Source organism: Enterococcus sp. AZ095a (genome assembly GCF_050546735.1).
GTDB lineage: Bacteria > Bacillota > Bacilli > Lactobacillales > Enterococcaceae > Enterococcus_D > Enterococcus_D entomosocium.
Genome location: NZ_CP172953.1, coordinates 2,421,507 through 2,448,112 on the forward strand (window position 1 = coordinate 2,421,507; position 26,606 = coordinate 2,448,112).

Consider the following 26,606-nt stretch of genomic DNA (forward strand, 5'->3'; position numbering starts at 1 on the left):
GTTTATAATAAATTATTTTACTTAATATGTAAATAGTTTTACTAAATTAATTTCTTCAATGGAGTAAATAAACGGATAAAATCAAGGTTTATCACACAAATATTTTTTTCGAAATACCTCTATGTTACAAACTTCCACTATTCAGTAAATATATTTAGTAAATTCATTTACTTGGTAAAGTTGTTAGCGTATACTAGAAGAAAGAGGTGAAGAAGATTGGTTACAATAAAAAAAATTGCCGAGCAATCAGGTTTTTCACAAGCGACTGTTTCCCGATTATTGAAAGGCGACGAATCGTTGTCGATCGCAGCCGATACGCGTCAAAAAATTATTCATACCGCTTTATCACTAGGTTATGATCGCTCAAAAATAAAAACAACACTAGAAAAAATCGCCGTCCTTTTCTGGCTGACAGAACAAGAAGAGCTTCAAGATGTCTATTTTCGACAATTGCGAATCTCTTTAGAAAAATATGCGAAAATCAACAATTTGGAAATTCAACTGATCACCCATGAAGATGATGTTTTAGAAACATTGCAAGAGGTCGCGGGGTTTATTGGGATTGGCTCTTTCACTGAGAAAGAAACGCAGCAGTTCAAATCCGTTTGCCCCTATGGTGTCCTTTTGGAAATCAACCCCTGTCCAGAGCTGTTCGATACGGTCAAACCCGATACTGATCGAATGACGCAACTGGCGATCGATCTGTTTTTAACAAAAGGATACCGAAAGATCGGCTTTATTGGTGGCGCTTATCTAAATCCTGATACTCAACGTGCAGAAATGGATAGTCGCGAGATCATCTTCCGTCAAACGCTGGCTCGTCGAGATGCGTTCGATGAGGCGTTCTTATTTAGTGGTGGCAATTTTTCCGTTGAAACCGGCTATCGTTTGGCGAAAAAAATGGTGGAATCCCTTGGTGACAATTTGCCAGAGGCGCTCTTTGTGGCTTCTGACACCGTCGCAGTTGGTGTGCTCCAAGCGTTAAATGAACGATCTATCATCATTCCTGATCGCTTGGAATTAATCAGTATCAATGACAATGAGATCGCAAAATTTGTGGCTCCCCCACTAACAACGTTTAACATCGATGTGGAGGAAATCGCCAAAACCGCGATCGATTTGCTGGTGGATCAGATCGTTCATCCTCGAGCGATCACCAAAACAGTCCTTTTAGGGGCTGAACTCATCGAGCGAAAAAGCTTTACGCAAGCTTAAAAAACGCCCCTAGAAAGTTAGAAAAAGCTAACTTCCTAGGGGCATTTCATTGTCTAAATCGAAAAAAGCATTCTTTCGTTTTTCACATCTCTTTCGCCACAGCATACACAAGATGCGGCATGTCCACTTGTCGATAGTGTTTAACAAAGCGATCCACCAGCTTCATTCCATTGCGCAATGCCACATTTATGGAGGCTTGATTGGTCTCACGAATGATCGAATAAACAATGGCGGCATTCAGCGTTGCAAACGCATAGTCTTTACAGGCCTGGGCGGCTTCTGTGGCAAACCCATGATGCCAGAAGTTCTTTTGAAACAAGTACCCAATTTCTAAAACGGCTTCTCCCTTGACGTCTTGCCATGTCAACCCGCATTGACCGATCGCTTGCCCGGATGCTTTCTCAATCACTAGCCACAAGCCAATGTGATCGTTTTGATAGTGTTGCAGCTGTTTGTCGATCCAACCAGTGACTTCTTGCTCACTGAAGGGTCCTTCATAGGCAATCATAACTTCTGGATCTTGCAAAATCTTTTCAATCGCTGGTCGATCGTCATGACTCATTTCTCGCAGCACTAATCGCTTAGTTTCAATTAGTGGTTCCATGGTGGTTGCGCTCCTTCCTATTCCATTCGGTTTCTTTTCAAAAAATACCAACTTGCTGCCCATGCGGTGATGGGTAAAATAATCACCGCTGCCAGCCCCGTGATCAAACAAACGATCAATTCTGAGACGAACGCCTTTGAATTGATCATTTCACCAAAGGAGATCGACAAATCTTGAAACCACGCAATCAACGCCAGATTACTTCCCATAAAGGCAAACAATAAGGTATTGATCGTCGAAGACAATACGTCTGATACCACTGTCATACTACTTTTACTTAATGCCTTGATTGAGACTTGCGGGTTTGCTTGAAAAAGTTCATAGGTCGCAGTGCTGATCGCCATACTCCCATCTGCCACCGCCCCCGAAAAACTCATCAAAATGATCACAGTCATCAATGTCTTAAAATCGATAGCTACATCAAAGGAATACATCGCCAACTCATCGAGTTCCTCTGCCGAAAACCCATGAAGATTCATTGCAGAGAGCACAAGAGGAAATAATAGTAGAAAAAGCCCTAGAAAGACCAACACACAGACAAAGGCAATTTTGGTTTTCTGATTGACGCCATTCACGAAAAACAAGGTGATCGCCGCCACGGCTAAAAAGGCAACACAAGCCGCTGGTATGATCGGTGCCCCTCGGTCAATCAGGACCAGAAGCGCTAGAAAGACAGCCACATTCATAAACAGACCAGTGACTTGAAACAGCCCTTCGATCCGAAAAACAGCGAAAGTCAGCAAGAGAAAAAGCAAGATCAACACAAACAAAACAGTCATTTTGCTTTCCTCCTATGCACTTCAAAACATAGAAGCGTCAACGGTACCGATAAAACCAACGCAAAGCCGCCGCATACTGTACGCACTATTTCTAAAGAAAGATGCATCGGCAATGCTTGCGAAAGCAGCCAGCCATTGGCTAGGTAAAACAATAGCGCTGGCATACTCCCACTTAAATAGGCAAACAACAAGACATTGATCATCGAAGAAGTCGTATCTTGCGCGATGGACCGACCGATCGCTAATCGTTCCTTGCGGCTCGTCTGGGGATTGATGCGTTGGATCTCATCTAAACTGGCAATCAGCATGACGATATTGTCCATGCTGGCACCAATCGCGCCAATCAGCAGACTCCCTAGATAGACACTGCGATACGGACGGGTCAGAAACGACATTTCTTCATAGCGCAACCCATGATCTTGCAAAAGATCCATGGCGAACCGACAGAGAAAAAACGCCAAGAGGACGCTGGCTAAGGAGGCAATGATTTTGCGGCTGTCGATCGTACGAAAGCCATAGGAAATCCCCATCGTCAAAACCAACGAGACGATCGTAAAAACGATCATCAAAAAGACCAATGAAAAGGAGCTGTTGCCTTTGTGAAACCAAAGAAAAAGGAGCAGCAAGCCAGTATTCACAAAGATACTAAGCAAAGCCCGTAAGCCCTTTTTGCCACCAATTGCGACTACTGCCATCAGGAATAAGGCAAGGAAGAAAAAGAGATACCCATCCCGTTTTTGTGCTTGTACCTGCCAGCCATCCCCTTCTTTTTGCAAAAGCAGCTGTTGTCCGTTCTGATACAACGGATGAATCGCACCGTTGGGGGTGTATTGCGTAGTGACTGTCCGCAGTGCCCCAGCTTCTTCTCCGTTGCGAAGGATCCCTTGAATCTGCTGCTGGTCGGCGGTGACTTGAACCGTTTGTACTTCTATGATCGGCTGTGTATAAAAGCGACTGCTTTGGGTTTGGATCAGCCAGCTCAAGACCAGCAAGCTAACAAAGGCCGCTAGATAATAATACTTTTTCAAGACCGTCTCCTTTCTTTTTCAGCAAAAAAAGACTTAGACAAACCACCAGTCCTACGACCAATCACCTTGTGAGGCTGGCTGACTGGTCGAAATGGTTACTGTGTTGGCGAGACTAACTGCTTTGCTAGTCGCCTGCTTTGTCAAAGTCCTTTTAATTGCTCGTTTTGCTTACACGACATTTTGCGCTGTACCTGCTTTAAAGCCGCTTAAGTTCGCCACAGCGATCCCCATCAAACGACGTCGGGTTTCGACTGGCGCCCAAGCGATATGCGGCGTCAAATAGCAATTTGGTGCTTGCAACAAGGGATTGTCCGCTGCAATCGGTTCTTTCGAGACGACATCTGCCGCCAAGGCTGCGATCTGCCCGGTTTTCAGCGCTTCAGCAACTGCCGCTTCATCGATCAAGCCGCCACGGGCGGTATTGATCAGGATCGCAGAAGATTTCATTTGTGCCAATGCTGTGCGATCGATCATTTTTTCTGTCTCAGGAAACTGTGGAACATGAAGGCTAATGATATCTGCTTCTTGATACAGTTCCGCCAGCGAAACTTGTTTTGCCCAATCCGCTTGTGCTGGTTTTGGTCGATGATTAAAGTAGATTACTTTCAATTGAAACGCATGTGCGATCGTGGCAACTGCTTGAGCGATCGCACCATATCCAATCAGCCCAATCGTTTTGCCTGCCAATTCCATCAACGGTGTCTGCCAATAAGAAAAATCTTTGCTAGTTTGCCAGTCTCCCTGATGCACGGAACGATTATGGTGTCCCACTTGATTCGTCACTTCCAGCAGCAAAGCAAAGGTCGCTTGTGCCACTGCATTGGTACTGTAGCTAGGAATATTGGTCACGGTGATTCCTTGTTCTTTCGCTGCTGCCAAATCAACGACATTGTATCCAGTTGCTAATACCCCAATGTAGGTCAATTGCGGACATGCTTTGAGCACATCAGCGGTGATCGGCGTTTTATTTGTCAAAATCGCTTCGGCATCACCGATTCGCTCAATAATTTCTTGTTTATCTGTATATGAGGTACGATCATACACCGTCACCTCTCCTAATTCTTCAAACCCTTGCCAAGCCAAATCCCCTGGATTCAACGCATAGCCATCAAGTACAACGATCTTCATTCTTTCGCCCCTCTCGCTTTTCCTTTTGCTTTTCCATAAAAAACGGGAATTCCTAGTAACGTCACGCCGATTCCCACGACTGCTAACCACGTGTCAGTGATCAAGGTCATGATCAAGATAAAACAGCCGCCTAAAATCGCAATCAAGGGAATGATTGGATAGAAAGGAACTTTATACGGACGCTTCATCTGCGGTTCTGTTTTTCGCAAACGAAAAACTCCTACAAACAATAATACACTAAAGAACCACATAACAAAAACCAGCATATCGGTCAAGAGATCAAAGGTGCCTAAAAGCATCATGACACACGCGATCCCTAATTGTAAAAAGGCCGCCGCATAGGGTGCATTAGTGGTTTTACTTAAGGTCGCAAAGGTCTTGCTGAAAGGAATCTCATCTTCCAACGCCATCGCATATGGGACCCGCAAGCCAGTCATTGTATAGCCGTTCAATGCGCCATACACAGAGATCAAGATACCGATCGTGACCTATTTTCCGCCAAAACTGCCGAACAAGGCCATCGCAGTTTCTGAGGCACTGTTCAAATTACCAGCGATTTGATCGATCGGCAATGTTTTTAAAAAGGCAACATTGATCAACACATACACCAAGGTAACAAAACTCAACCCAAAGATGATGGCTTTTGGCAAATCTTTTTCGGGTCGCTTCATTTCTCCAGCGACATTGCCGACCCCCATCCAGCCATCATAAGCAAAAAGGGTTGCTAAGAGGGCACTACTGATACCAGCTGCAAGGGATCCTTGAGTATTGGAAGAAAAATCCACCAATGAGACCGATACTTGCCCTGGTGTCATCAGGCCAGCCACGATAATCACCGCAATCGGAATCAGCTTGACTGCTAAGGTGACGGACTGGACTTGAGCTGCAGCTTTTGTTCCCAAAAGATTAATCAAGGTCACACTCGTTCCGGTCAAAATCGATAAAGGAAGCAAATAATTGCTAGGTAGATGAAATAAGTTCAAACATTGTGTTGCGAAAATAATACTTAAAGCCGCCACGTTCGCTGGAAAGTAAATGATACTTTGTGCCCAGCCTAATAAAAAGGAGGGTAATTTCCCATAAATTCTTTCGATATATCGAATAGGTCCGCCGGTCTCAGGAATCGCCGTCGCTAACTCTGCCACGGTCAAGCCGCCGCAAATCGTTAGAAAGCCGGCAAGCAGCCAAACCAACAAGGTCAATCCAGTCGATTGGGTCTGCTGGACCACAGCCGCTGCTTTGAAAAACACGCCGGCGCCAATCACCGTTCCCATTACTGTCGATAATGCCCCAAAAAAACTGATTTCTTTTTTCAATTGACTTTTCACAACATCACTTCCTTTTTAAATGAATAAGTCAAAGTATAGCGGATAGAAACTATCTTGACTAGAGGAATTTCAGAAAACAAAAAGCAAATACCATGAAAAGACGGCATTTGCTCCAAAATTTTTTTATTCTTTTGTGGATTCTTGAAAAACCAGCAACGGAAGCTGTCGTTTTTTGTGCATTTGTTGAACCAAATAAATTCCTGCCAGCAAGATGATCGGGAAAATGATCGCACCTAAAATCCCAACCTGCAGCTGTTGTCCCGTCCATTCGACGATGCTACCGACGACAGCGGGTCCGATTGAACATCCTAGATCTCCCGCTAATGCCAAATAAGCAAATAGCGCCGTCCCGCCGTTGCGAATGTATTGCGCAGAAAGACTAAAGACCCCCGGCCACATGATCCCTACGGCAAAACCGCTTAAGCCGCAGCCAAGGAACCCGATCAATGGCAATGAAGCAAAGCCGATCATCATATACGCCAGTAGGCAAAGCAAAACACTCAAAAACATAAAGCGTTTCAAATCGATTCGTTCTCCAAATTTGCCGTAAAGCAAGCGGGAGATCCCCATCATCAAGGCAAAAACCATCGGTCCTGCCAAATCGCCTAGTGTCTTACTAACACCTAAGCCCTGTTCAGCAAAGGTCGATGCCCATTGGCTGACTGCTTGTTCGCTGGCTCCAGCACAGACCATCATCACCAGAAACAGCCAATAGCTTTTCAAGGAAAAGAGCTGCCGAGTGGTCAACCCTCGTTCTCCTTCGGCAACGATTGGCGCCAACGGGACTTTGGTAAAGAAATACAAATTGACCAACGGGATCAGCGCCCAGACGATCGCTAAAATCGGCCACTGTTGAATACCGAACACCATGAAGAACGCCGTTGAGAACAAAACGACCCCCACGTACCCCCAGCAATAAAACGAGTGCAGCATGCTCATCGTTTTTTCCTTATGATCCGTTGGACAGGCTTCAACGATGGGACTGACTAAGACTTCCAGCAAGCCACCGCCAATGGCATACAACAAAACCGCTGCTAACAATCCGCTAAACGGGGTCGGAAACCATAAGGGAAAAACGGCTAGACCAATCAAGCCGATCGCTGCAAAAAAATGCGCGGCTACGATCGACACTCGATAGCCGATGCGGTCTACAAAAAAGATTGCTGCAAAATCGACGGCTAACTGGGTCAAAAAGTTAAAACTAACCAGCAAAGTAATCTGGCTGATCGGTAGCTGGTATTGGCTTTGAAAGGTCAAAAATAATAAGGGGGCAAAATTATTGATGACGGCTTGAACGATGTACCCTACAAAGCAAGCCGCAATCGTCGAACGATAACTTTTCATTTTCACTTCTCCTTTACTCGTCTTATCAGTATACCAAGTCCAATAAGACAGTAACCATGGAGAAAACACTTTTTTTACCCAGAGAATCTTAAGGAAATCAGGATTTTTCTTCCCTCAGATAATTCCCTTAAATGGAAGCAGCAAAAAAGCTGTCCTTACAGACAGCTTTTCCGACTTATTTTCAAGGCTAGGCGTTTTTCCTTCGGGCAGCGATGGTTTTCATGGTGGCTTCAAAGATTGGGCCAATAAAGACGATACACAAGAGAGTACCTAACCCCACACTGGCGCCTAACGCAAAACCGATCAAGACCATCGCAGCATCCAAGCCGATACGGATCGTTTTTTGGGTCAATTTGCTTCGTTTGTAGATCAAGGCCGTCAAGGCTTCTAACGCCGCTGAACCTTTGTTGGAAGAAACGTAAATGCCGGCGCCGATGCCAAATAAGATCGGTGCAGCGAAAATAGCGATCCACGGGTAGAAAGGCAAATGAATTGATACTTTGTCCATCACTGGTTCAAAGATCCCAATCAACAAGCCTAAGCCGATCCCGTTGATAAAACTGCCAATGCCTAATTCGGCACGATCAAAGACTGCAACGATCAACAAAACAACAATGTTAAAACACAAACTGGCTATCCAAAAGGGGACATCGATAAAATTCAAAATTCCTAACAAAAACGTACTGATCGTATCATATCCTTGATGGGCAGTGATCAATAAGGATATGGCTAACGCAATCAGCCCGGTACCTATCAAAACTTGTGCAAATTTTTTGGTTTCTTTCACAACATCACGCTCTCTTCTTTATTTTTCCTCTCTTAGTTTACCGTGAAAGCGTCACAATTACTATCATTTAATCACAAAAACCGGATTTTTTTTGAAGAAATCTAAATTCAATCAAGGGATTCATAATGCTGTTCATAGGTATCGCGAAACTCTTTGGGGGTCAAGCCATTTAACTTCTTAAACATCTTCGAAAAATAGTTGGTATTGTTGTAACCAATACGATCGCCGATCTCACTGATCGTGGCTTTCGAATGAAGCAGCAGCTGTTGGGCTTGCTTGATGCGCACCAGATTGACGTACTGATTAAAGCTCATTTCCGTTTCTTTCTTAAAGAGTTGCCCCAAATAAACAACGCTAACGTGCAGTTCTTCTGCCGCTGATTTGACCGTCAAATCATGGGTGTAGCCTTCTTCAATCAGCTGGATCGTCTTTTGAACGATCTCTGAATAACGTTTTTGCGGCGGCTGCGATTTGGCCAGCTCCAACACATCATCAAAAAGTTGCCGCAAATCTGCCAATGTATTGGACTCGCGAATCCGTGCCAAAATCTGCTCATGGTTTTCTTGGGAAAGCACCGGCAGTTGCCGATAAATATCATTGAACAACAAAAAAGAAACATAGCGAACATGTTCAGGGTCTGCTTGGGTTTGTTCCAAAATAGCGAACATTTTATCTAGCTCATGTTGGATTGTTTTAACATCCCCGATGGTCAGCGCTTTGTTAAAAGATAGAAACGGTAGTTCTTCGTTTCGCTCTAATATATCCACGTGGATCGTCTGTTCTTGTAAAAACAGATCTGGATAGAAGGCTTGCAACGATTGAACCTGCTTGATTTTCTCATAGGCTTTATACAAATTCTCCCACTCGTTGATGGTTTCGCTCATGATCAACTGCCAGTCTTTACTATTAAGCTGCTGGGCTAGTGCTTTTAAGTCAGCGTTGATTTGCTGTCTTGGTCCGGCTGCGGTAATGATCACTTGGTTTTCATCTAATCGCCCTGGTAAGATCAATGGCTGATCGTGTTGCTGAAAAAACGTCGTGATTTTTTGTAAGATCTCGGCAGTCCCATTGAACTGCAAAACGGTAAAGGGTGCTGCTAGCGGCACCCGCTGTTGCGCCAGCAAATGGAGGTACTCGCTTTCGTTCAATTCATCATTCAACCAAAGCAGCAGGCTTGATTCTTGATAAAGTTCTTTTTCTGCCAACAGTTTTTGCTGCTCCTCTAACTCAGCTGCAATCGCTTGAACACTGCTACGCAGTTCTTCTTTGTTAACAGGTTTGACTAGATAATTACGCACACCTAACGCCATGCCTTGTTTGACAAAGGCAAACTCTTGATAACCAGATAGAATGATCGAAAAAAATCGATTCCCAAACGCTTGCGCTTGGCGGATCATATCGATGCCGTTCATTTCTGGCATCCGAATATCCGTGATCAGCAAATCAACGGAATGTTCTTGTAGATACTCGAGGGCCTCACTAGCACTTTTCGCTGTATGCACCACCTCAAAGCCCAGCTCTTGCCAAGGCAAGATCATTTGCAGCCCTTGCAAGATCATATATTCATCATCAACGAACATTGCTTTATACATCTGCCTCATGCCCCCTTTGCAAATTGTTTTCATCTAGACGGATCTTGACCGTAAACCCAGCGGCTGCTTGAGACGTAACGTCCATTTGATAAGCGCCATTGAACATGCCCCGCAACCGTTCGTGAACATTTTTGATCCCGATTGAGGTTTGGGCTCCGATCTCCTGATTTTGCAATTCTTCATGAATCATTCCTAACTGCTGCGGATCTGCGCCTTTGCCGTTGTCTTTGACTTCAATCACGATTTGACCGGCTTCTTTATAAGCTTTGATACTGATGGCGTTATCATTGCGCTGATAATCGATGCCGTGAACAAAATAGTTTTCGACAAGTGGCTGCAGTGTGAACTTCGGCAATTCCAACTGTTCTAATGCCGGATCGATGGTTACATGATAGGCGATCTTATCTGGGTAGCGCATCTGAAACAAGTAGACATATTTTTCACAAAAATCGATTTCTTCTTTTAAGGTCTTCGTCTTTTCTTGCGTCGTGTTGTTCCGTAATAGGGCCGAAAAAGCATAGACGACATCCGCCAGCTCTTCTTGGTTGCGGCTCAAGGCATACATTCGAATGTATTCTAATGTGTTATAGAGAAAATGCGGATTGATCTGGGCTTGCAGCGCCCGCATGTCGGCATCCCGTTGTTTGATCTCTAGCGTGTAAATATCTTTGATGTACTCGTTGATACTGTAGGTCATTTGATTGATGGCTTCTGCGATTTCTTTCAGCTCTTGTTGGACATTGGCGGTATCGATCCGTTTGTCAAAATTCCCTTGGCTGACTTCTTTCGTCGCATAGACGATCTGCTGTACTTGCGATGTATAGCGCTTAAAGGTGCGATGAAGCACCCATAGGACTAATAAGAGAATCCCGATCCCGAAACTAAAGATCCAGATGGCACTAGAAAAAATATCACGCCAGATCACCCTTTTTGACAACAAAACCAGGGACACTTCTCCGCTGACAGTGGTTTGTTTTTTGATATAAAAGTCTTTCGAAAGAGTGTCGTGAATGGTTCCGTGAGCAACCGCCTGATCTATTTTGGCTAAAGTTTCCTTGCTGAGGTTCGTGGCATCCTTGTAAAGGCGCTGACCATTTGAGGTAAACAAAAAACTGTTGATTCCATGAACTTGGTTGTCTTCTTGTCGATTGGCTAAAACATCGTCTGAACGAAAGATCACGTAGACTTGTCCTAAGGGCTGGGCATAATTACTTGGTTGGGCGATCGAACGAACAAAAAACAGACGATTTTTTAAATCAATCTGTTTGCCGCTGTGTTTTTCTCCATAAGGTGTATCCGGCGTTGCCACTAATGTCTCATTGCTTTCATCCAATTGAATGATGATCTCTTCGATACTAGGATGATTACGAATCAAACGATAGAGAATATTGGGCAAGTAAACACTCTGTCCCGTCTGGCGAAAAATATCATTACTATAGGAAAAATAATCTGGCAATGAAAGCTGCAAATAGTTGCGTAATGATTCAAAGGCGGTATCTGAACTAGTAAATTCGCCAAGTACCGTTGAAACAACGGTATTTTGATCTTGCACGTAAGCATCCAGCTGCAAGCTTGTGCTCTCCACTAAACGTTCACTCGTAGTAAAACGATCCGCTCCGGTATAAGCGGTCAGGACCAACATAATAATGATGGAGATGATCACCAAGAGTACACTGTACAGCTGCATCAACTGATTGATCAAAAAATCGTGTTTGAACAAACGAAAACGCCACTTAGTCATGTGCCAAATCCCGATCAATGACGTTTTTTTCCTGGCTGATCGCCACATGGCACCATAAAATCAGTAAGCTGAAGGTTCCAAAGAGCAAGAGCCCTTTCATCATCCAAGTAAAAACTAGAATACTAGCGATCCCAACCAGTAATTTTAGAAAGGTCGCCATATGAAGAAACAGACACACAAAGGACAATTTCAGGTTATTCCACAAGGAAATCTCATAAGACGTGTCAAAAACCACACTTAACAGGTACAGTAAAACACTCAATCCACTGACAACAACTAAAACAAAAGAGATCATCAACCAAATCAAGCCTTGGATCTGGGTAGCTAAATACAAGTTATACACTAAGAACCCTGTCAGTAGGAAAAACAGATAAAACTGCTTGTTGGCCTTGACAAAGACGTTGCGCCAAATGCGCCATGCACTACGAAAGCTTTGATTCTCATAGTTCAGTCCATCTTCGTGGATCAAAGCACTGATGGTATGAAACGCTGGACCGATTCCTAAGATTCCACCACCGGCAAGCGTCAATACGACAAAAAACAAATTCAACTTCACGATCGCCCAAATCAAGCGAAAGCCCTTGACCAACCCGCTATTTGCTGTTTCTTCCATTTAAATTCCTCCCTTATTTGTTCCCTACCGAAAATGTAGCATGATTCCAGCTTCCTACTCAAGCTACCTGAGAATCTTTTAATGCTATGTACGTTTTAGATGCAACATGCTTGCTGTTTGAACGTTAAAAACAAAAGTAACGTTTTTTATCAAAGATTTTGCTATTTACTTTAAAAGAAAAAGCAGCCAAAAGCTAGACGTGGGAACCATTGGTCCTGATGCGTTTAGCCTCCGGCTTGCTTGATCTATTGATTTATGAGAACCACCTGTTGCTTATTCTTGGCTTGCGCGGTACTCATCAAATTGTTTTTGCATTTCATCGCGGACCTTCTCCCAGCCAGCGGTTTTTAATTCTTCGTTTAGTTTCGGAACATTTTCTTCTGGATCGATCGTTCCGGTTGCTAAACTTGCTTTGTAACGGTTCATGACATTGGCGATATTCGTGATTTCTGTTTTCACGTTATCAGTCTTGAAGTTGAACCCTAAGATTGGTGATGCTTCCGCGTTAGCGATGTTTTCATCACGCTCTTTGATCATATCGTCTGTGATGGATTCTTGTGTGTAAAGGATCATGTTGTTTCCAGTGTTCCAAGCAGCCATCCGGGTATTTGGCAAGTAGCCATCAAGGAGACGGATTTTGTTGTCTTGGCCTTCGATTTTTTCCCATGCTTCGCCTTCGACACCCCAAACCAATCCATTCAACAATTCAGGATCGCTGTTCAACAAGCCCAACACTTCCACTGCTTTTTCTTTGTTTTTCGAAACATTCGCTACGACAAAGTTTGCCATTTGCGCTTGTCCGGTTGATTTTAATTGTTTCGTGATTGGACGTGAAACCAATTCATGACCTGCGGCATTGCTTAAGATCGTATCGCCGTAATCCATTGGTCCTTGGGTTTCTTCACGCATGAACCATGTGTTGCCTTCTAATGGGTAACCAGTTGTATTGGTGGCTGCATCGGTTGGGATCAAGCCTTCGTTGTACCATTTGTGCATCAATTTCAAGTTTTCCATTTGTTCATCATCTTCGTATTGATTGATGATCTTCGTTGTATCGCCATCCAATTTGACAGCAAATGGGTAATCTTTCCCAATCACATAATCATAGTTTCCAGAAACATTAAAGGTTTGTCCGATCGCAAACGGTGCGATGTTTGGTTCTTCTTCTTTGAACTTCTTCAACACGTCTTCGGCATCTGCATAAGATTCGATCCCGCTGATATCCAAATCATATTTGTCTAAATATTGTTTATTGAAGGTCAAGACTTGTTGGGCATAAATATTGCCGTTGACTGGAAAGGCATATAATTTTCCGTCGATCGTATTGCCTTTGATATAAGATTCGTCTAATTGATCATACGCTTCTTTGGCATATTTTGGTGCTAACTCCGTCAAATCTGCATACGCGCCTTTTTGCGCATTGGCAACATAGTTTGAGGCAAAAGAAATATCGTAGTTTTCACCCGATGAAATGATGGTGCTCATTTTTTGATCCCAGTCTCCCCAGCCGATGTACTGCAGATCGATGCGAGCGTTGGTTTTTTCTTCAATGCGTTTATTAGCGATCTCCATTAATTGATCAAAGTTTTCTGGCTTGTCCCCGACTTGATACATCAATAAAGTCGTTACGCCGTCTGCATTGTTCTCTGAATCGGATGTTGCGCCGTTCGACCCACAGGCAGCCATTCCCAAAGTTGCCGCTGCGGCCATCCCAGCAAAAGCTGTTTTTTTCCACAAATTCATTTTTGTTTCCTCCCTATACTTATTTGATTATTCTTTGACGCCACCAATTGTCAGACCACCGACAAAATACCGTTGGAAGAATGGATAGGTGATCGCAATCGGTAAGGTTGCAACAACAACGATTGCCATGCGAGCAGTTTCGCTTGGCAAAGCGGCCAAACCGCCTTGGATCTGGGCAGCCATGCCGGAGCTTTTGGCTAGATAGTCCAAGTTGCTTTGAATCCGCATCAAAAGTGCTTGTAACGGCACTAAAGAGTCTTTTTGAATATACAACAATGCATTGAACCAGTCGTTCCAATAGCCAAGAGCGGCAAATAGACTGATTGTTGCGATCCCTGGAACCGCTAAGGGCAACACGATGGACAGAAAAATCTTCATTTCGCTGGCACCGTCGATCCGCGCAGATTCTATAATACTATCTGGTACCGTCTTTTTAAAGAAGGTCCGCATAACAAGGATATTAAAAGGCCCTAAGGCAAGGGGTAAGATCAATGCCCAAATCGTGTCTTTCAATTGGATCAAGTTGACCATCACTAAGTAATTGGCAACCATCCCTGGCGCAAATAACATGGTGATCAAAGCGAAGATCGTAAAGAACCGACGGAATGGAAAATTTGAGCGAGAGATGACATAGGCATATAGCGAAGTCATCGTTGCATTGACGAAGGTACCAAAAACAGTGATAAAAATAGATACGCCAAATGCTTGGAAAATTTTGCTGCTCATTTGTCCGCTAAACAGGTAGGTATATGCTGCGAACGAAAATTCTTGTGGCCAAAAGCGATAGCCGTTTTCTGCCAAAGAGGTTTCACTGGTCAATGAGATCGCGATCACAAAGAGAAACGGCAAGACACAGGAAATCGCGAACAGACCGATCACGATATTAAAAATCAGGTTGACCGTTGGGTTAAAGGAGCGGATCTCGACTTTCGTTACTTTTTTCTTCATTTATCCATCCTCCTTAGAATAATGCTGAATCTGGTTCTAGTTTACGAACAACCAAATTCGCTGTTAGTAATAATAATGCCCCAACCACTGATTGATAAAGGCCGGCAGCTGCGGTCATCCCGAAGTCGCCTGTGGCAGTCAGTCCATTATAAATGTACGTATCTAAAACGGAGGTGACTTGGTACAACGCCCCAGAGTTTCGTGGGACTTGATAGAAAAGTCCGAAGTCGGCACGGAAGATCCCACCGATGTTCAAAATCAACAAGACGGAAATCATTGGAATCAGTTGTGGCAACGTCACATTTTTAATCTGCTGCCATTTGCTGGCACCATCGACCATCGCGGCTTCGTAATACGTTTGATCGATCCCGACCACTGACGCATAATAGATGATGCTGTTGTAACCTAAGCTCTTCCAGACATTCATAAAGACGAAAATAAACGGCCACCATTTCGGATCAGCATACCAGTTGATTCCTTCACCGCCCATACCCGTGATCCATTGGTTGATGATCCCTTTGTCTGGACTCAAAAAGGCATAGACAAAGTACGAAATAACCACCCAAGAAAGGAAGTACGGCAACAGTGACATCGTGTGATAAACTTTTACCAAACGCTTATTGCGTAGCTCACTCATTATAATGGCAAAGGCAATCGCAAAGAATAGGTTGAATGCTAAAAATACGATATTGTAGAGTAACGTATTTCTAGTGATCAGCCAAGCATCATTGGATGCAAATAAAAATTTAAAGTTATCAAAGCCGACCCACGGGCTTTGTTTCAAACTGGCAAAAAAGCCGTCTGGTGAAATGTGGAAATCTTTGAACGCCACCACATTTGCGAATACAGGTATATAGAAAAAAAAGATAAACCAGACAACACCTGGCAAAGCCATCAATATTAACGCTTTGTATTGCCAGACATTCCTCCAAAACCCCTTTTTCTTCACATCTCATCATCTCCTTCATGCTACTAGAATAACGCTTTCATCCCTAAAAAATAAGGAACAAACTAAAGATAAAATGAAACAAATTAAAGGTCTTTGTTTATATTTTGTTTTTATTCTCTAAAAACCAGAAAAACGTCCTACCTTTTGCAAGATAGGACGCTTCATTGAGTTGTTTTTTACAAAGGATCAATCGACAAAGCCGTTTTGCTGAATCACTTCACGGAACCACTCACCTGACTTTTTGATGGTGCGTTTTTGGGTAGCCAAATCAACGGCAATAAACCCGTAACGATTTTTGAATTCATTCAGCCAAGACCAATTATCCATGCAAGTCCACATGTGATACCCGCGGCACCGGCTGCCTTCTTGGATTGCTTGGTGAACATACCGCAAATGATCTTTGATAAAAGTGATGCGGTACTCATCTTGGATCTGACCGCTGGCATCGATAAAGCGTGTTTCATCTTCGACTCCCATGCCGTTTTCTGAAATATAACAAGGGATATTGCCGTAGTTGTCTCGTAGGTTGATCAAGGTATCATAAATGCCTCGTTCATAAATTTCCCAGCCTCGATGGGGATTGATTTTCTTTTCTGGCCAATCATAAACATCGAAGTAATCTTCTGGCATTGGAGTGTCCGCTGTTTTGGCAGAACGCTTTTGCTGCACCCGCCGCGGCTGATAATAGTTGACCCCCAAGAGATCGACCGTGTTTTCTTTAATGATCTGCAAATCTTCTGCTCTGGTTTCTGGCATGATCGCCAACTCGTTTAAGACAGTGATCAATTCTTCCGGAAAGGTGCCTTTGACCGCTGGATCTAAGAAGGAACGGTTGAAAAAGGCATCTGCCAGTTGCGCCGCTTGGCCATCTTTTTCATCATTCGGATCTTTCGGATAGGTCGGTGTCAAATTCAAGATGATGCCGATTTCGCCTGATTGCTGAGACTGACGGAAGCGTTGGATCGCTAAAGCGCTGGCGAGTGCTTCATGGTAGCCGACTTGCACCGCATGTGCCAAGTTGATTTCTGCTGGGTAATGCTGTTGATACAAATACCCCATCTCCACTGGCACGATCGGTTCATTTTGCGTGAACCAATGACGGACTTGATCACCGAACAACTCAAAACACAAAGCGGCATAATCTGCAAATGCTGTGACAGTCTCGCGATTGAGCCAGCCGCCTTCTTTTTGCAGTGCCATCGGCATATCAAAATGATACAAATTGATGAAAGGCTCGATGCCATTTTCGATCAAAGTGGCGAAGTACTCGCGATAAAACGCCACCGCTTGTTGATTGACCGCTCCTCTTCCTTCTGGCAGCAAGCGACTCCACTGGATCGAGGTTCGAAAAGAATTAAAGCCGATCTCTTTCATCAATGCTACATCTTCTGGGTAACGCTGCAGCAGCTGGACGGTATCTTTGGGTCCCCGTTTTTGATAAAAGCGTTCTGGTTCCGTTGCGTACCAATAGTCCCAAATCGAATCGCCTTTGCCATCATCGGCCGTTCGTCCTTCAGTTTGCGGACCGCTGGCAGCGGCTCCCCACCAAAAATTTTTAGGAAAATGCAGGTTAGTCATGGGCAGTCACCTGCTCTTTGCCTAACAAGAGACAGCCGATAATGCCACTTTTGTTCGGCAAGCCCCAAGTGACGATGTAGTCTTCCACTGGTGGTGTCTCCATATAGCCTGCCATTTGTTTCAGGAAGGCTTGTTGGATTTGAGCGAGTAAATGCGGCTGATTCATGACCCCACCGCCTAAAATGATTATCTCAGGTGCTAAAGTTAACGTGATATTGACCAGCGCTTGCCCTAGATAAAAGGCCTGCAACCCCCAAATCTCGTGCGCTTGCGGCAAGTCTTGTCCTTTGATCCCCGTACGTCCTTCCAAAGAAGGCCCTGCGGCTAATCCTTCCAGACAGTCGCCGTGATACGGGCATGTACCAGCATACATATCTTCACTGTGGCGTTTGACATAGGTATGACCGATTTCTGGATGACCGATCCCTTCGAAAATCTTTCCTTCACGAACGACCCCGGCGCCAATGCCGGTCCCTACAGTCAAATAGACACAGCTGTCTTTGCCTTGTGCCGCTCCTTGGCGTAATTCTCCATAAGCGGCAGCATTGACATCTGTTGTCCAAGCAAATGCTGTCTCTGGGTAGCGCTTCTTCAACGCACCGAGAAAATCGAACTGCTGCCAGCCCTGTTTCGGCGTGGCTAGTATGTGGCCATAGGTCGCTTGGGTTGGATCGATCCCGATCGGACCAAAGGAACCGACCCCTAATGACACGAGATCGTAGGGATCGAAAAAGGCAAAGATCGCCGCTAACGTTTTCTCTGGCGTTGTCGTTGGGATCGACTCTTGGGCGATGATCGTCAGCTGTTCATCGGCAACGGCACAAATCATTTTTGTGCCGCCGGCTTCAATTCCTCCGTAAACCATCATTTCTCACTCCTTTACTCCAATGGTTCGAATTTCATATGGGTGTAATTGCTCATTGACGGACGATGCTTGTTCTTCCTCTAATAGGTTCAACAGACAGAGTGTCGCCTGCTCTTTTTGCGCATGAAAGGCAGTGGCTTGATCCGCCAAATTATAGCCCCGCAAAACGATCTGCTGGTCTTGGCGATTGCGTTTTAAGGCGGTGATAGCTACCGTCGTTCCATGAGCTTCCATGTATTGGTTGCTGCTGGCTAGCTTGCCTTGATGCTTGTCGGTCTGGCTTGCCTTCCAAGGAACTTGGGCAGCTTGTGCTTGGCGATACGTTTCATAACGTTCTTCAGGAGCCCCATGACAGGCTACGCCATATTCAAAGGTGTGGCTGCCTAAGCATTGCGCTTCTGGTGTTGGGAAGTAGCCCCAATCGCCTAGCTCTCCCGTACAGCGCAACAAGGTCAAGCAGATCTGATCCTTCACGATTTCATATTCGTTCAAACCAAAATTAGAAACCGTCATGCCGCCTGTTTCATCATGCAAGTTGACAAAGGCGTGTTGATGCTGCGGATTCGTTGGGTTTTCCCAATGACTGGAAACCTGATTCGGCCGTTTTACGACTTCATAAATGCTGTCAGCTTCATGGAAATCCGTGATGATCCCTGTTGGGAATAAAACCCGCAGTCGGTGATCTTTGCTTTGGTTGTTGACGGTGGTTTTAAATGCCAGGCGGTTGCTGGTTCGTTCTAAGCGAATCTCCGTCTCGATCTTGAAAGCAACCAATTCTTGACTCCGCTGTGCTTTACGGAAACGGAAATCGACGACAGCTTTTTGTTCTTCTAACAAACGGTCATCTGCTGAAACAGGAATCTGTAATTCTTGTGTCAGTCGCACAATTCCCACCAGCGGATCGTTTTGTTCGATCGTCACCTGATGCGGAAATTGCGTCGATAAGATTGCTTGATCCCCTTCTGGTTGTTTGAAGATGTACTCATTGGCGATATCCCCCACATCCTCGAAAACCAGTAAATTGCGATACGTTTTTTGGGTTGCTTTGTCTGTAATCGTCAAGCTGCCGTTTTCAGTAATGACGGCTTCCAAATGTGCGTTGGCAAGTTTACGCCCTCCTTCTGAAACGATCGGTGCGCTCTCTACTGGCGTAGCGGCTTTTTCCACTAGGGCAAAGGTCTGCCATGAAAATTCCGGCAACTGGTTTGCTTCTACTTGAACCGTGACAAAGCGTTTCATGAAAGGAATCCGAAAGGCATCTTTAGGCAATTCATAGTCAAAAAGGACCTCTTCTTCACTGATGATCGCAGCAACAGGTTTCCCCTGTTCATCGATCACCGAATAAGAACCTTTTGGCTTCGCCAATAATTCGTGGTAAAGCTTGCTTGGCAATCCTTCACGGAATGTTTTACGCTCAAGTTCGATCACGACTTCCACTAAACCAGAACGGGTGCTGCCAGTGGTGTTGAAGACCACAAAGGGACGACTCTCCTCAGGAAACCTGCTCGTGTCGATGGCGGCTACTAAATTGCGTAACGCTTCATCTGCCACGAACTTACCAATTTCATTGGCTTTTTCAAACCGCGGCATCATTTCTCGGTGTACTTCGTCCACTGAACAGCCGCAGATACTGTCGTGAGGATGATTTTGCATCAGTGTTTTCCACGCATGATCCAACATATCGTGAGGATAGCTGCCGCTTGCTTCATAAGCCATAGTTGCTAATGGTTCAGCGACATTTTCTAATTGGCGGGAAACCTTTGTATTCCATTGTTTCAGATAGACTCGGGAAGAGGCGGTATTGGCTAGAGTATACCAACCATCGGTTTCTTGACTGGTCAATTCACCTGTGACAGTTCCTAGGTCATCTGGCAGATCTGCTTGCACCGCTTCAAGGTATTCGGTAAAGCTGGCGTGTTTGAATTCATACTCTGGGAAAAGCTCGTTAGCTGTACGAATCGCTGCCGAAATGTCTTTTTGGACAGGTTGATGATCGACCCCATTCATCATTAAGTAATGATTGGTGGCACCAAATTTCTCTACATCTTGCAGTTTTTGTGTCCAAAAAGCTTTGGCTTCTGCTTTATCCACTGGAATCTCATTGCCATTGGAGTACCAGTTGGCAAAAAGTAGACCAAAGATTTGACTGCCATCTGGACCTTCCCAATGCATTTCAGAATATTGGGAAGTAAATTGATCATCGGGTAAAACTTCGTTGTCAAAGCCGATTGGTTTGACGCCACGTCCAAATGCAGCACTTTCAAGATTGGCTTGCAGCATCATTTGCGGGGTTTGCCCCATATTGCCGAAAGTATCTGGGAAATACCCCAACATAACAGGGGTGCCCCACTTTTTGCTTTCTGCCATTCCAATCAGCATATTACGGGTGTTTGATTCAGCACTTATCAAAAAGTCATCTTGCAAAATATAAAACGGACCGATCTGTAATTTTCCTTGTTTGATGGCCGCTTTGACCGCTTCGCGTTTTTCAGGTCGCACTTCTAAATAGTCATCCAAGATGATCGTCTGCCCATCTAGATGGAAGCTGTGGAACTCAGGGTCATTTTCAATTAACTCTAAAAGATCATCCATCAATTCAACTAGCCGCATGTGATGCTGTTCGTAAGGCATGTACCATTCCCGATCCCAGTGGCTGTGAGAGATGATATAAACTTGTTTCTTCATTGATTTTTACTCCTCGCTGTTTGCGTCGTTGGACTGCTTTTTGTGTCACTCGAACGGTCGTGGGTCGTGCTGCTTATTTTTCCACTCGGATATCGAAATAATCCATGACCAATTCACAAAACATCATGTTCGCCCAAGAGAACCATTCTCTCGTGTATTGCGAAGGATCATCGACATCGAACCCTTCATGCATCAAATTTGTACCCGCATCTGTCGCCACTAACTGATCCAAAATTCGTTTCTTTTCTTCTTTGTCAGTGGTGGTCATGCCTTCCATTGCCATGGCGATCGGCCACACATAATTTTCTGGCGTATGAGAGCTGCCAATGCCTTTAGCGTATTTGCCTTCATAGAAATACGGATTTTCACTGCTTAACAACGTTTTACGGGTCTGAAGATAAAGGGGATCTTCCATACTGCCATACCCCAAGTAAGGGGCGGCGATCAAATTCGGCACGTTGCTGTCATCCATCAGTGTGCCATTGCCGAATCCATCCACTTCATACGCGTAGACTTCTTCGCCAGCTTGATTTTTGGTCAACCCGTATGCTTTAATCCCTGCTTCGATCTCTGCTTGCAATTTTTTCGCTTGTGCCACGATCGCTGTGTCTTCTAAAACCGTCGTAAAGATTTCTTGGATATAGCCTAAGACCACCACCGCAAACATATTGGAGGGAATCAAATAGCCGTATTTGCAGGCATCATCACTTGGTCGAAAACCTGACCAAGTCAAGCCAACGGGTTTCACCGGCGCGCCTTTGCCGTCATGAGTCAAGGTATCTTCTTTTCGCCAGGTATCCCGTTCAAAGCGATACGGGGATTCCTCATGGTTTTGTTCTGTTACAAACACCTCCAAGGCTTTTTTGATGCCTGTTACAAAATCATCATTGAACTGATCTGTTCTGCCTGTGTTTTTATATAGCAGATAGGCCAGTTGGATCGGATAACACAAAGAATCGATCTCATATTTGCGTTCCCAGATCCAATCGTTCATTTCTGTATCGTCTGTTTGGTGGCCAGCGCCATTGGCTGATTCGTTAAAGGCATTTGCGTAAGGATCGATCGTAATATAGTAGAATTGCTTCTTGACCAACCCGCTGATCATACTTGCTAAGTCTTCATCTTCTTTGGCGATCACTAAATACGGACGAACTTGCGCAGTGGAATCTCGCAGCCACATGGCTGGAATATCCCCCGTCAGTAAAAAGGTCGTGCCATCCTCATGACGCTTGACCGTCGTTAATAGTGTATTGGCAAAAGCTGCATTAAAATTTTTCGCCCAATCGGCATGCGTTTCTCCGCATAGATCCGTAATCGTTTCCATAAAAGTTGCTACTGAAGTTGGTATTTCTTTATAAACCATTCCATCACCTTCCCTGATTTGATATATCAATTTACGAACCTAGTATATCATGAATCATGTGAATGTCTAGCGCTTTTTCAAAATAATTAAAGGGTTTTCATTTTTATCGGTTTATGGTATGCTAACAAATATGATATATCAAAAGGGGTTTTCTTATGAAACAACCATTATATAAAAAAATTTACTCGGAGCTTCACGAAGCCATCGTTGAAGGGCGATTAGCTCCGGGCAGTCGTGTCCCTACTGAAAAAGAACTATCTGAACAATACCAAGTCAGTCGGATCACCTCTAAAAGAGCCTTGACGGAACTGGAACAAAATCAGCTGATCTATCGCGTGCAAGGCAGCGGCAGCTTTGTCCGAGAATTGAAGGAAAAAAAAGCGACTGGACGAATTTTGTTTGTCTTGCCCTTTGCCAATGATCTCTCTTTAGGAAACTTTACCGAAGGCATTTACCCCGTGATGCAAGAACACGGCTTTGAACTTTTGATGACACCAGTGGATTATTTGGAAAAAACGACGGCAGCTGAGCTGATGCAAGAATTCGACGGCCTGATCTATTACGCCAGCAATACGTTTTCTTACTATGACTTGCTGTTCGAATGTGCTGAAAAACACTTTCCTATCGTGACCTTAGATAAAAAGCTGCATGAGTTTGATTTTCCAGCGGTCATGCCAGATAACTTTCAAGGTGGACAGCTAGCTACGGAGCATTTACTTGCGTTGGGGCATCAACGGATCGCTTATATTTTTGGTGATACCCATCATCCACAATCCGTCCGTCAGCGTTATCTAGGTTACATCGATGCGCTGAAAAAAGCCCAAAGAACCTTTCGCACCAAGCTCGACGACACAGCTGCCAGTATCGCAAATGCGCTTGCCTACCTGGAAGAACATCAGGTCACGGCAGCCGTCTGTGAAAATGACTTGATCGCCATCGAATTGATGCGTGCACTGCGTCAAGCAGATTTGCACGTCCCTGCCAACATTTCCCTGGTTGGTTTCGATAATATCCAAGCCGCTGCCCTCGTTGATCCAGCACTAACGACCATCGGGCAGAATTTTGCGGAGATGGGGCGCTTGGCAGGAAACCAAGTGATTGAGAAAATCAACGCTGCGAAGGCAGCACCCCCAGTACCAACGGAGACGACCACCCATTTAGTGGCTGTTTCTTTGATCAAAAGAGAATCAACCCAATTAAAGGAGTGAACCAAGTGAACGTATCAATGATCGACACACGACACGGAACAGACAACCAATATAGTTTTTCCCATGGCAACTGCCTGCCTTATACAGGGGTTCCTTTTGGTATGAACTACTTTGCCCCGCAAACCAGCGATCAACGAGGCAGTTGGTGGTTTCATCCAGAAGATCGAACCTTTCAGGGCTTTCGCATCACCCATCAGCCTAGCCCTTGGATGGGTGATTTCAGCCATCTGACGATGCTGCCGATAAACGGCACGCTTTCTGAAAATACCCTTTTCCATGCGCAAAGCTCGTATCGTCCGGAAGAAAGCACCTTTAATCCAGCCTTTCTAAAAATCAAGACGCAGCGGTATTTAACAACAACGACTTTGATTCCCAGTATGTATGGCGGTGTGCTGTCTATTGAAAACTGCGGGGATCAGCCGGGTCTTGGCTTGTCACTGCCGGGTGACTATGTCTTAGAACAGTTGGATGAACAGACAGTGGCTGGTCAACTGATCGTATTTTCAGGATGCGAAGACGAAAGCTTCACCTTCCATTTCGTCTATCGTTTTGAAACACCCATCACGGCGATCGAAGGTGCCTTGACAGGCAAAGAAGCCTTCGTCGTTCTCCGCTTTGATGATTGCCAAACACAGACGATCCGTTTTGCAACCTCGTTTCTCAGTCGCGAACAAGCTTGTTTGAACTTGCAGCGGGAACAGCAATGGGCTCCTGCCGATTATCTGGCTTCTGTCCAACAGCAATGGAATCATTTTTTGCAAAAAATCGAGATCGAGCATCACGATCAAGCACAAGTTTCTACTTTTTATCATAATTTTTATCGCTTATTCTTGTTTCCTCAAACCTTCTTCGAAATCGATCAAGAGGGTCGCAAAGTGCACTGGGATACCTTGGCAAAAGCGATCAAACCAGGACCACTGTACACAAACAACGGCTTTTGGGATACGTATAAAACTGTCTACCCGCTCTTTTCACTCTTGGCTGTCGAACAATTGGAAGACATGCTGGAAGGCTTTTTGAACAGTTATCGCGAAAGCGGCTTTTTACCAAAATGGCTATCACCTGATGAGCGGGGGTTGATGCCCGGGACGCTGATCGATGCCGTGATCGCTGATGCCGCAGTAAAAGGTATCCGTCCCGATTTGATGCCCGAATTTTTAGCAGCGATGAAAAAAGGCGCCACCGTCCAAAGTGAAAATCCCAATTATGGTCGGCGCGGCACGACGGACTATTTGACTTACGGGTATGTGCCATTGACGCATCATGAATCGGTCAATCACACCCTTGATTATTGTTACAGTGATTTTTGTATCTCACAAGTCGCGCAACAGCTGGGTGACGAGCAAGCAGACTATTATCAGCAGCAATCGCAAAATTACCGCAACATTTTCGATCAGGAGACCGGCTTTATGCGGGCAAAAGACCCAGATGGCGCTTTTCGTCCAGAGTTTAGTGACACACGCTGGGGCTTGGATTATGCAGAAGGCAGTGCGTGGCAAAGTAGTTTTGCTGTTTACCATGATTTCGCTGGCTTGATCACTGCACACGGCGGCAAAGCGGCCTTTGAAGCAAAACTGATCGACTTGTGCAATCAAGAACCTCGCTATACGACAGAAGGCTACGGGTTCGAGATCCATGAAATGAGTGAGATGGCCGCACTCGATTTTGGTCAGCTGGCGATCTCCAATCAGCCAAGCTTCCACTATCCGTATCTATTCAGCTATTTGGGCAAACCAGAAATGGCACAGCCCTTGATCAAGCAGCTACTGACACAGTGCTTCAATGACTCACCAAAAGGCTTTCCTGGCGATGAAGACAACGGCAGCATGGCTGGTTGGTACATCTTCAATGCCTTGGGCTTTTATCCAGTCACACCGGGGACAGGCGAATATGTCATTGGCATGCCCTTATTTGATCAAGCAACACTGCATCTTGCTTCAGGCAAAGACTTAGTGATCAAGAGCACGCCCAATGCGCCGCAACAGCTCTTCGTGGATAAAATCACATTGAACGAAGAACCCTTCGAGCGATTGTTTTTCACCCACCAAGAATTGACTGCCGGTGGTACATTGAACTTCCAGCTAGGTATCGTCCCTCGCAGCAAAGAGTGGTCAGCCGATGTCTATCCTTATAGCGTCAGTCAACCACATGCATAACGAAAAAACCGCTCCTTAGCAACAGGCAGCAGTCTACTTTCAGTCAAATGAAAGTGCACGCTGTCCCTGCCAGGGAGCGGTTTTTTTATTGTTTCATTTGTAGCGGTAACAGACGTTCGATAGTTTTCAGCACGCCATTTTCATCGTTTGATTTGGTCACAAACGCTGCCGCTGCCTTGACTTCCTCAAAGGCATTGCTCATGGCGAAACTAAACGTGCCAGCTGCCATCAACTCCAAATCGTTCAAGCCATCGCCGAAAACCATTGTCTCCTCGGGTGTGACGTGCAGCAATTCTTGCAAGTGTGCCACAGTCGTTCCTTTGTGGACGCCTTGATTGGTGATATCGATCCAAGCGGCTTCCGAAGCCACGATGTACGCTTCATTGGTAAACTCGCTTAACTGCTGGACATGCTCAAAACAACGTAGTTTGGGATCAAAAATAGTGAGCTTCACAAAATCTTCTGTGATAGTTTGATAATCCGCCACCGTTTTGACCACCCGATAAGAGCCACGCACTTTCTGCGCATCCGCTTCATTGGTTGTGTCAGCAATGTACGCCGCAGTCGGTGTACAAGCGATGATCACATGATCTTGCGCAATCGCAGCGAGCTTCGCAATGATCCGCCGCCCTAATTCGTTTGGCAGCAGCGATTCAAAGATGTACTCTCCTTGATGTTTGATGCGGGTCGCGCTATCCCCAAGAATCCAAACATCCGCTGCTGCTTCACCAAACAGTTCTTCCACTCGTTCACACTGTTTGCCGGTACACGCAGCAAAAGCAACACCCGCTTCTTTCATTTGTTGGCTGACTTGTTCATAATAAGGCCGATCAAAACTGCCTTGGCTGTTCAAAAATGTACCGTCTAAATCTGTGATGACTAATTTGATCATACGTTTCTCTTCCCCTCTACCTCGTGTCCTCTTCATTCCAAATCACTTAATTAACGTTAT

Annotated in this window: 20 protein-coding genes and 1 pseudogene; 3 read left to right on the forward strand and 18 right to left on the reverse strand. The window is 45.0% G+C overall.

The window, feature by feature from the left end:
• Positions 1-216 precede the first annotated feature (216 nt).
• The gene (locus tag IGJ26_RS11180; protein ID WP_016621569.1) at positions 217-1,215 is read left to right on the forward strand and encodes a LacI family DNA-binding transcriptional regulator; all 999 of its coding nucleotides are present in this window, start codon (positions 217-219) and stop codon (positions 1,213-1,215) included.
• An 82-nt stretch (positions 1,216-1,297) separates the two neighbouring features.
• Here the strand turns inward: IGJ26_RS11180 and IGJ26_RS11185 are convergent, their stop codons facing one another.
• The 17 genes and pseudogenes from IGJ26_RS11185 to IGJ26_RS11265 all read right to left on the reverse strand — a co-directional run bounded on the left by IGJ26_RS11185 (position 1,298) and on the right by IGJ26_RS11265 (position 22,290).
• Complete coding sequence (locus IGJ26_RS11185) at positions 1,298-1,819, reverse strand: GNAT family N-acetyltransferase (protein ID WP_074535022.1); 522 nt, start codon at positions 1,817-1,819, stop codon at positions 1,298-1,300.
• 17 nt (positions 1,820-1,836) lie between these two features.
• Positions 1,837-2,598, reverse strand: coding sequence for a YibE/F family protein (locus IGJ26_RS11190; RefSeq protein ID WP_016621571.1), 762 nt, complete (start codon positions 2,596-2,598; stop codon positions 1,837-1,839).
• Positions 2,595-3,626, reverse strand: a complete 1,032-nt coding sequence (locus IGJ26_RS11195) for a YibE/F family protein (RefSeq protein ID WP_074535020.1) — start codon at positions 3,624-3,626, stop codon at positions 2,595-2,597. Before IGJ26_RS11195 ends, IGJ26_RS11190 begins: the two co-directional genes overlap by 4 nt.
• A gap of 168 nt (positions 3,627-3,794) precedes the next feature.
• Complete coding sequence (locus tag IGJ26_RS11200) at positions 3,795-4,754, reverse strand: D-2-hydroxyacid dehydrogenase (RefSeq protein WP_086316390.1); 960 nt, start codon at positions 4,752-4,754, stop codon at positions 3,795-3,797.
• Positions 4,751-6,082: pseudogene (locus IGJ26_RS11205) on the reverse strand (APC family permease). The gene IGJ26_RS11200 and the pseudogene IGJ26_RS11205 overlap by 4 nt, the downstream one beginning before the upstream one ends.
• A 123-nt stretch (positions 6,083-6,205) precedes the next feature.
• Positions 6,206-7,426, reverse strand: coding sequence for an MFS transporter (locus IGJ26_RS11210; protein ID WP_194199507.1), 1,221 nt, complete (start codon positions 7,424-7,426; stop codon positions 6,206-6,208).
• A 187-nt stretch (positions 7,427-7,613) separates the two neighbouring features.
• A complete protein-coding gene (locus IGJ26_RS11215; RefSeq protein WP_005234774.1) occupies positions 7,614-8,213 on the reverse strand; it encodes a YczE/YyaS/YitT family protein in 600 nt (199 codons plus the stop codon).
• A gap of 107 nt (positions 8,214-8,320) precedes the next feature.
• On the reverse strand, positions 8,321-9,805 hold the full coding sequence (locus tag IGJ26_RS11220; RefSeq protein ID WP_008378952.1) for a response regulator transcription factor: 1,485 nt from the start codon (positions 9,803-9,805) through the stop codon (positions 8,321-8,323).
• Positions 9,798-11,546 (reverse strand): sensor histidine kinase, encoded by a 1,749-nt coding sequence (locus tag IGJ26_RS11225; protein ID WP_008378953.1) that lies wholly within the window; start codon positions 11,544-11,546, stop codon positions 9,798-9,800. Before IGJ26_RS11225 ends, IGJ26_RS11220 begins: the two co-directional genes overlap by 8 nt.
• The gene (locus IGJ26_RS11230) at positions 11,539-12,159 is read right to left on the reverse strand and encodes a DUF624 domain-containing protein (protein ID WP_008378954.1); all 621 of its coding nucleotides are present in this window, start codon (positions 12,157-12,159) and stop codon (positions 11,539-11,541) included. The genes IGJ26_RS11225 and IGJ26_RS11230 overlap by 8 nt, the downstream gene beginning before the upstream one ends.
• Positions 12,160-12,432: 273 nt before the next feature.
• Positions 12,433-13,902 (reverse strand): ABC transporter substrate-binding protein, encoded by a 1,470-nt coding sequence (locus IGJ26_RS11235; protein WP_016613578.1) that lies wholly within the window; start codon positions 13,900-13,902, stop codon positions 12,433-12,435.
• A 27-nt stretch (positions 13,903-13,929) separates the two neighbouring features.
• Positions 13,930-14,850, reverse strand: a complete 921-nt coding sequence (locus tag IGJ26_RS11240; RefSeq protein ID WP_005225516.1) for a carbohydrate ABC transporter permease — start codon at positions 14,848-14,850, stop codon at positions 13,930-13,932.
• Between the two features lie 13 nt (positions 14,851-14,863).
• A complete protein-coding gene (locus IGJ26_RS11245; protein ID WP_086294872.1) occupies positions 14,864-15,745 on the reverse strand; it encodes an ABC transporter permease in 882 nt (293 codons plus the stop codon).
• Between the two features lie 240 nt (positions 15,746-15,985).
• Positions 15,986-17,377 carry a glycoside hydrolase family 1 protein gene (locus IGJ26_RS11250; RefSeq protein ID WP_194199505.1) on the reverse strand — a complete coding sequence of 464 codons (1,392 nt, stop codon included), beginning with the start codon at positions 17,375-17,377 and terminating at the stop codon, positions 15,986-15,988.
• Positions 17,370-18,245: an ROK family protein gene (locus IGJ26_RS11255; protein ID WP_194199504.1), complete on the reverse strand. Its 876-nt coding sequence runs from the start codon at positions 18,243-18,245 to the stop codon at positions 17,370-17,372. The genes IGJ26_RS11250 and IGJ26_RS11255 overlap by 8 nt, the downstream gene beginning before the upstream one ends.
• Before the next feature lie 3 nt (positions 18,246-18,248).
• The gene (locus tag IGJ26_RS11260; protein ID WP_194199503.1) at positions 18,249-20,927 is read right to left on the reverse strand and encodes a glycoside hydrolase family 38 C-terminal domain-containing protein; all 2,679 of its coding nucleotides are present in this window, start codon (positions 20,925-20,927) and stop codon (positions 18,249-18,251) included.
• A 73-nt stretch (positions 20,928-21,000) separates the two neighbouring features.
• The gene (locus IGJ26_RS11265) at positions 21,001-22,290 is read right to left on the reverse strand and encodes a glycoside hydrolase family 125 protein (RefSeq protein WP_016613582.1); all 1,290 of its coding nucleotides are present in this window, start codon (positions 22,288-22,290) and stop codon (positions 21,001-21,003) included.
• A 155-nt stretch (positions 22,291-22,445) separates the two neighbouring features.
• Here IGJ26_RS11265 and IGJ26_RS11270 point away from each other — a divergent pair, with 155 nt between their 5' ends.
• Both IGJ26_RS11270 and IGJ26_RS11275 read left to right on the forward strand, forming a co-directional pair.
• Complete coding sequence (locus tag IGJ26_RS11270; protein ID WP_005234743.1) at positions 22,446-23,498, forward strand: GntR family transcriptional regulator; 1,053 nt, start codon at positions 22,446-22,448, stop codon at positions 23,496-23,498.
• Between the two features lie 5 nt (positions 23,499-23,503).
• Positions 23,504-25,654 (forward strand): GH92 family glycosyl hydrolase, encoded by a 2,151-nt coding sequence (locus IGJ26_RS11275; protein ID WP_194199502.1) that lies wholly within the window; start codon positions 23,504-23,506, stop codon positions 25,652-25,654.
• Positions 25,655-25,739: 85 nt separating this feature from the next.
• Here IGJ26_RS11275 and IGJ26_RS11280 read toward each other — a convergent pair whose 3' ends face one another.
• Positions 25,740-26,546, reverse strand: coding sequence for a Cof-type HAD-IIB family hydrolase (locus tag IGJ26_RS11280; RefSeq protein WP_042890481.1), 807 nt, complete (start codon positions 26,544-26,546; stop codon positions 25,740-25,742).
• Positions 26,547-26,606 lie beyond the last annotated feature (60 nt).

Bases quoted from the DNA above. Each gene is read 5' to 3' on its own strand.
- IGJ26_RS11240 (WP_005225516.1), bottom strand. From the start codon at position 14,850: ATGAAGAAAAAAGTAACGAAAGTCGAGATCCGCTCCTTTAACCCAACG.
- IGJ26_RS11210 (WP_194199507.1), bottom strand. From the start codon at position 7,426: ATGAAAAGTTATCGTTCGACGATTGCGGCTTGCTTTGTAGGGTACATC.
- IGJ26_RS11260 (WP_194199503.1), bottom strand. From the start codon at position 20,927: ATGAAGAAACAAGTTTATATCATCTCTCACAGCCACTGGGATCGGGAA.
- IGJ26_RS11220 (WP_008378952.1), bottom strand. From the start codon at position 9,805: ATGTATAAAGCAATGTTCGTTGATGATGAATATATGATCTTGCAAGGG.
- IGJ26_RS11190 (WP_016621571.1), bottom strand. From the start codon at position 2,598: ATGACTGTTTTGTTTGTGTTGATCTTGCTTTTTCTCTTGCTGACTTTC.
- IGJ26_RS11250 (WP_194199505.1), bottom strand. From the start codon at position 17,377: ATGACTAACCTGCATTTTCCTAAAAATTTTTGGTGGGGAGCCGCTGCC.
- IGJ26_RS11255 (WP_194199504.1), bottom strand. From the start codon at position 18,245: ATGATGGTTTACGGAGGAATTGAAGCCGGCGGCACAAAAATGATTTGT.
- IGJ26_RS11230 (WP_008378954.1), bottom strand. From the start codon at position 12,159: ATGGAAGAAACAGCAAATAGCGGGTTGGTCAAGGGCTTTCGCTTGATT.
- IGJ26_RS11245 (WP_086294872.1), bottom strand. From the start codon at position 15,745: ATGGCTTTGCCAGGTGTTGTCTGGTTTATCTTTTTTTTCTATATACCT.
- IGJ26_RS11200 (WP_086316390.1), bottom strand. From the start codon at position 4,754: ATGAAGATCGTTGTACTTGATGGCTATGCGTTGAATCCAGGGGATTTG.
- IGJ26_RS11235 (WP_016613578.1), bottom strand. From the start codon at position 13,902: ATGAATTTGTGGAAAAAAACAGCTTTTGCTGGGATGGCCGCAGCGGCA.
- IGJ26_RS11280 (WP_042890481.1), bottom strand. From the start codon at position 26,546: ATGATCAAATTAGTCATCACAGATTTAGACGGTACATTTTTGAACAGC.
- IGJ26_RS11225 (WP_008378953.1), bottom strand. From the start codon at position 11,546: ATGACTAAGTGGCGTTTTCGTTTGTTCAAACACGATTTTTTGATCAAT.
- IGJ26_RS11185 (WP_074535022.1), bottom strand. From the start codon at position 1,819: ATGGAACCACTAATTGAAACTAAGCGATTAGTGCTGCGAGAAATGAGT.
- IGJ26_RS11265 (WP_016613582.1), bottom strand. From the start codon at position 22,290: ATGGTTTATAAAGAAATACCAACTTCAGTAGCAACTTTTATGGAAACG.
- IGJ26_RS11270 (WP_005234743.1), top strand. From the start codon at position 22,446: ATGAAACAACCATTATATAAAAAAATTTACTCGGAGCTTCACGAAGCC.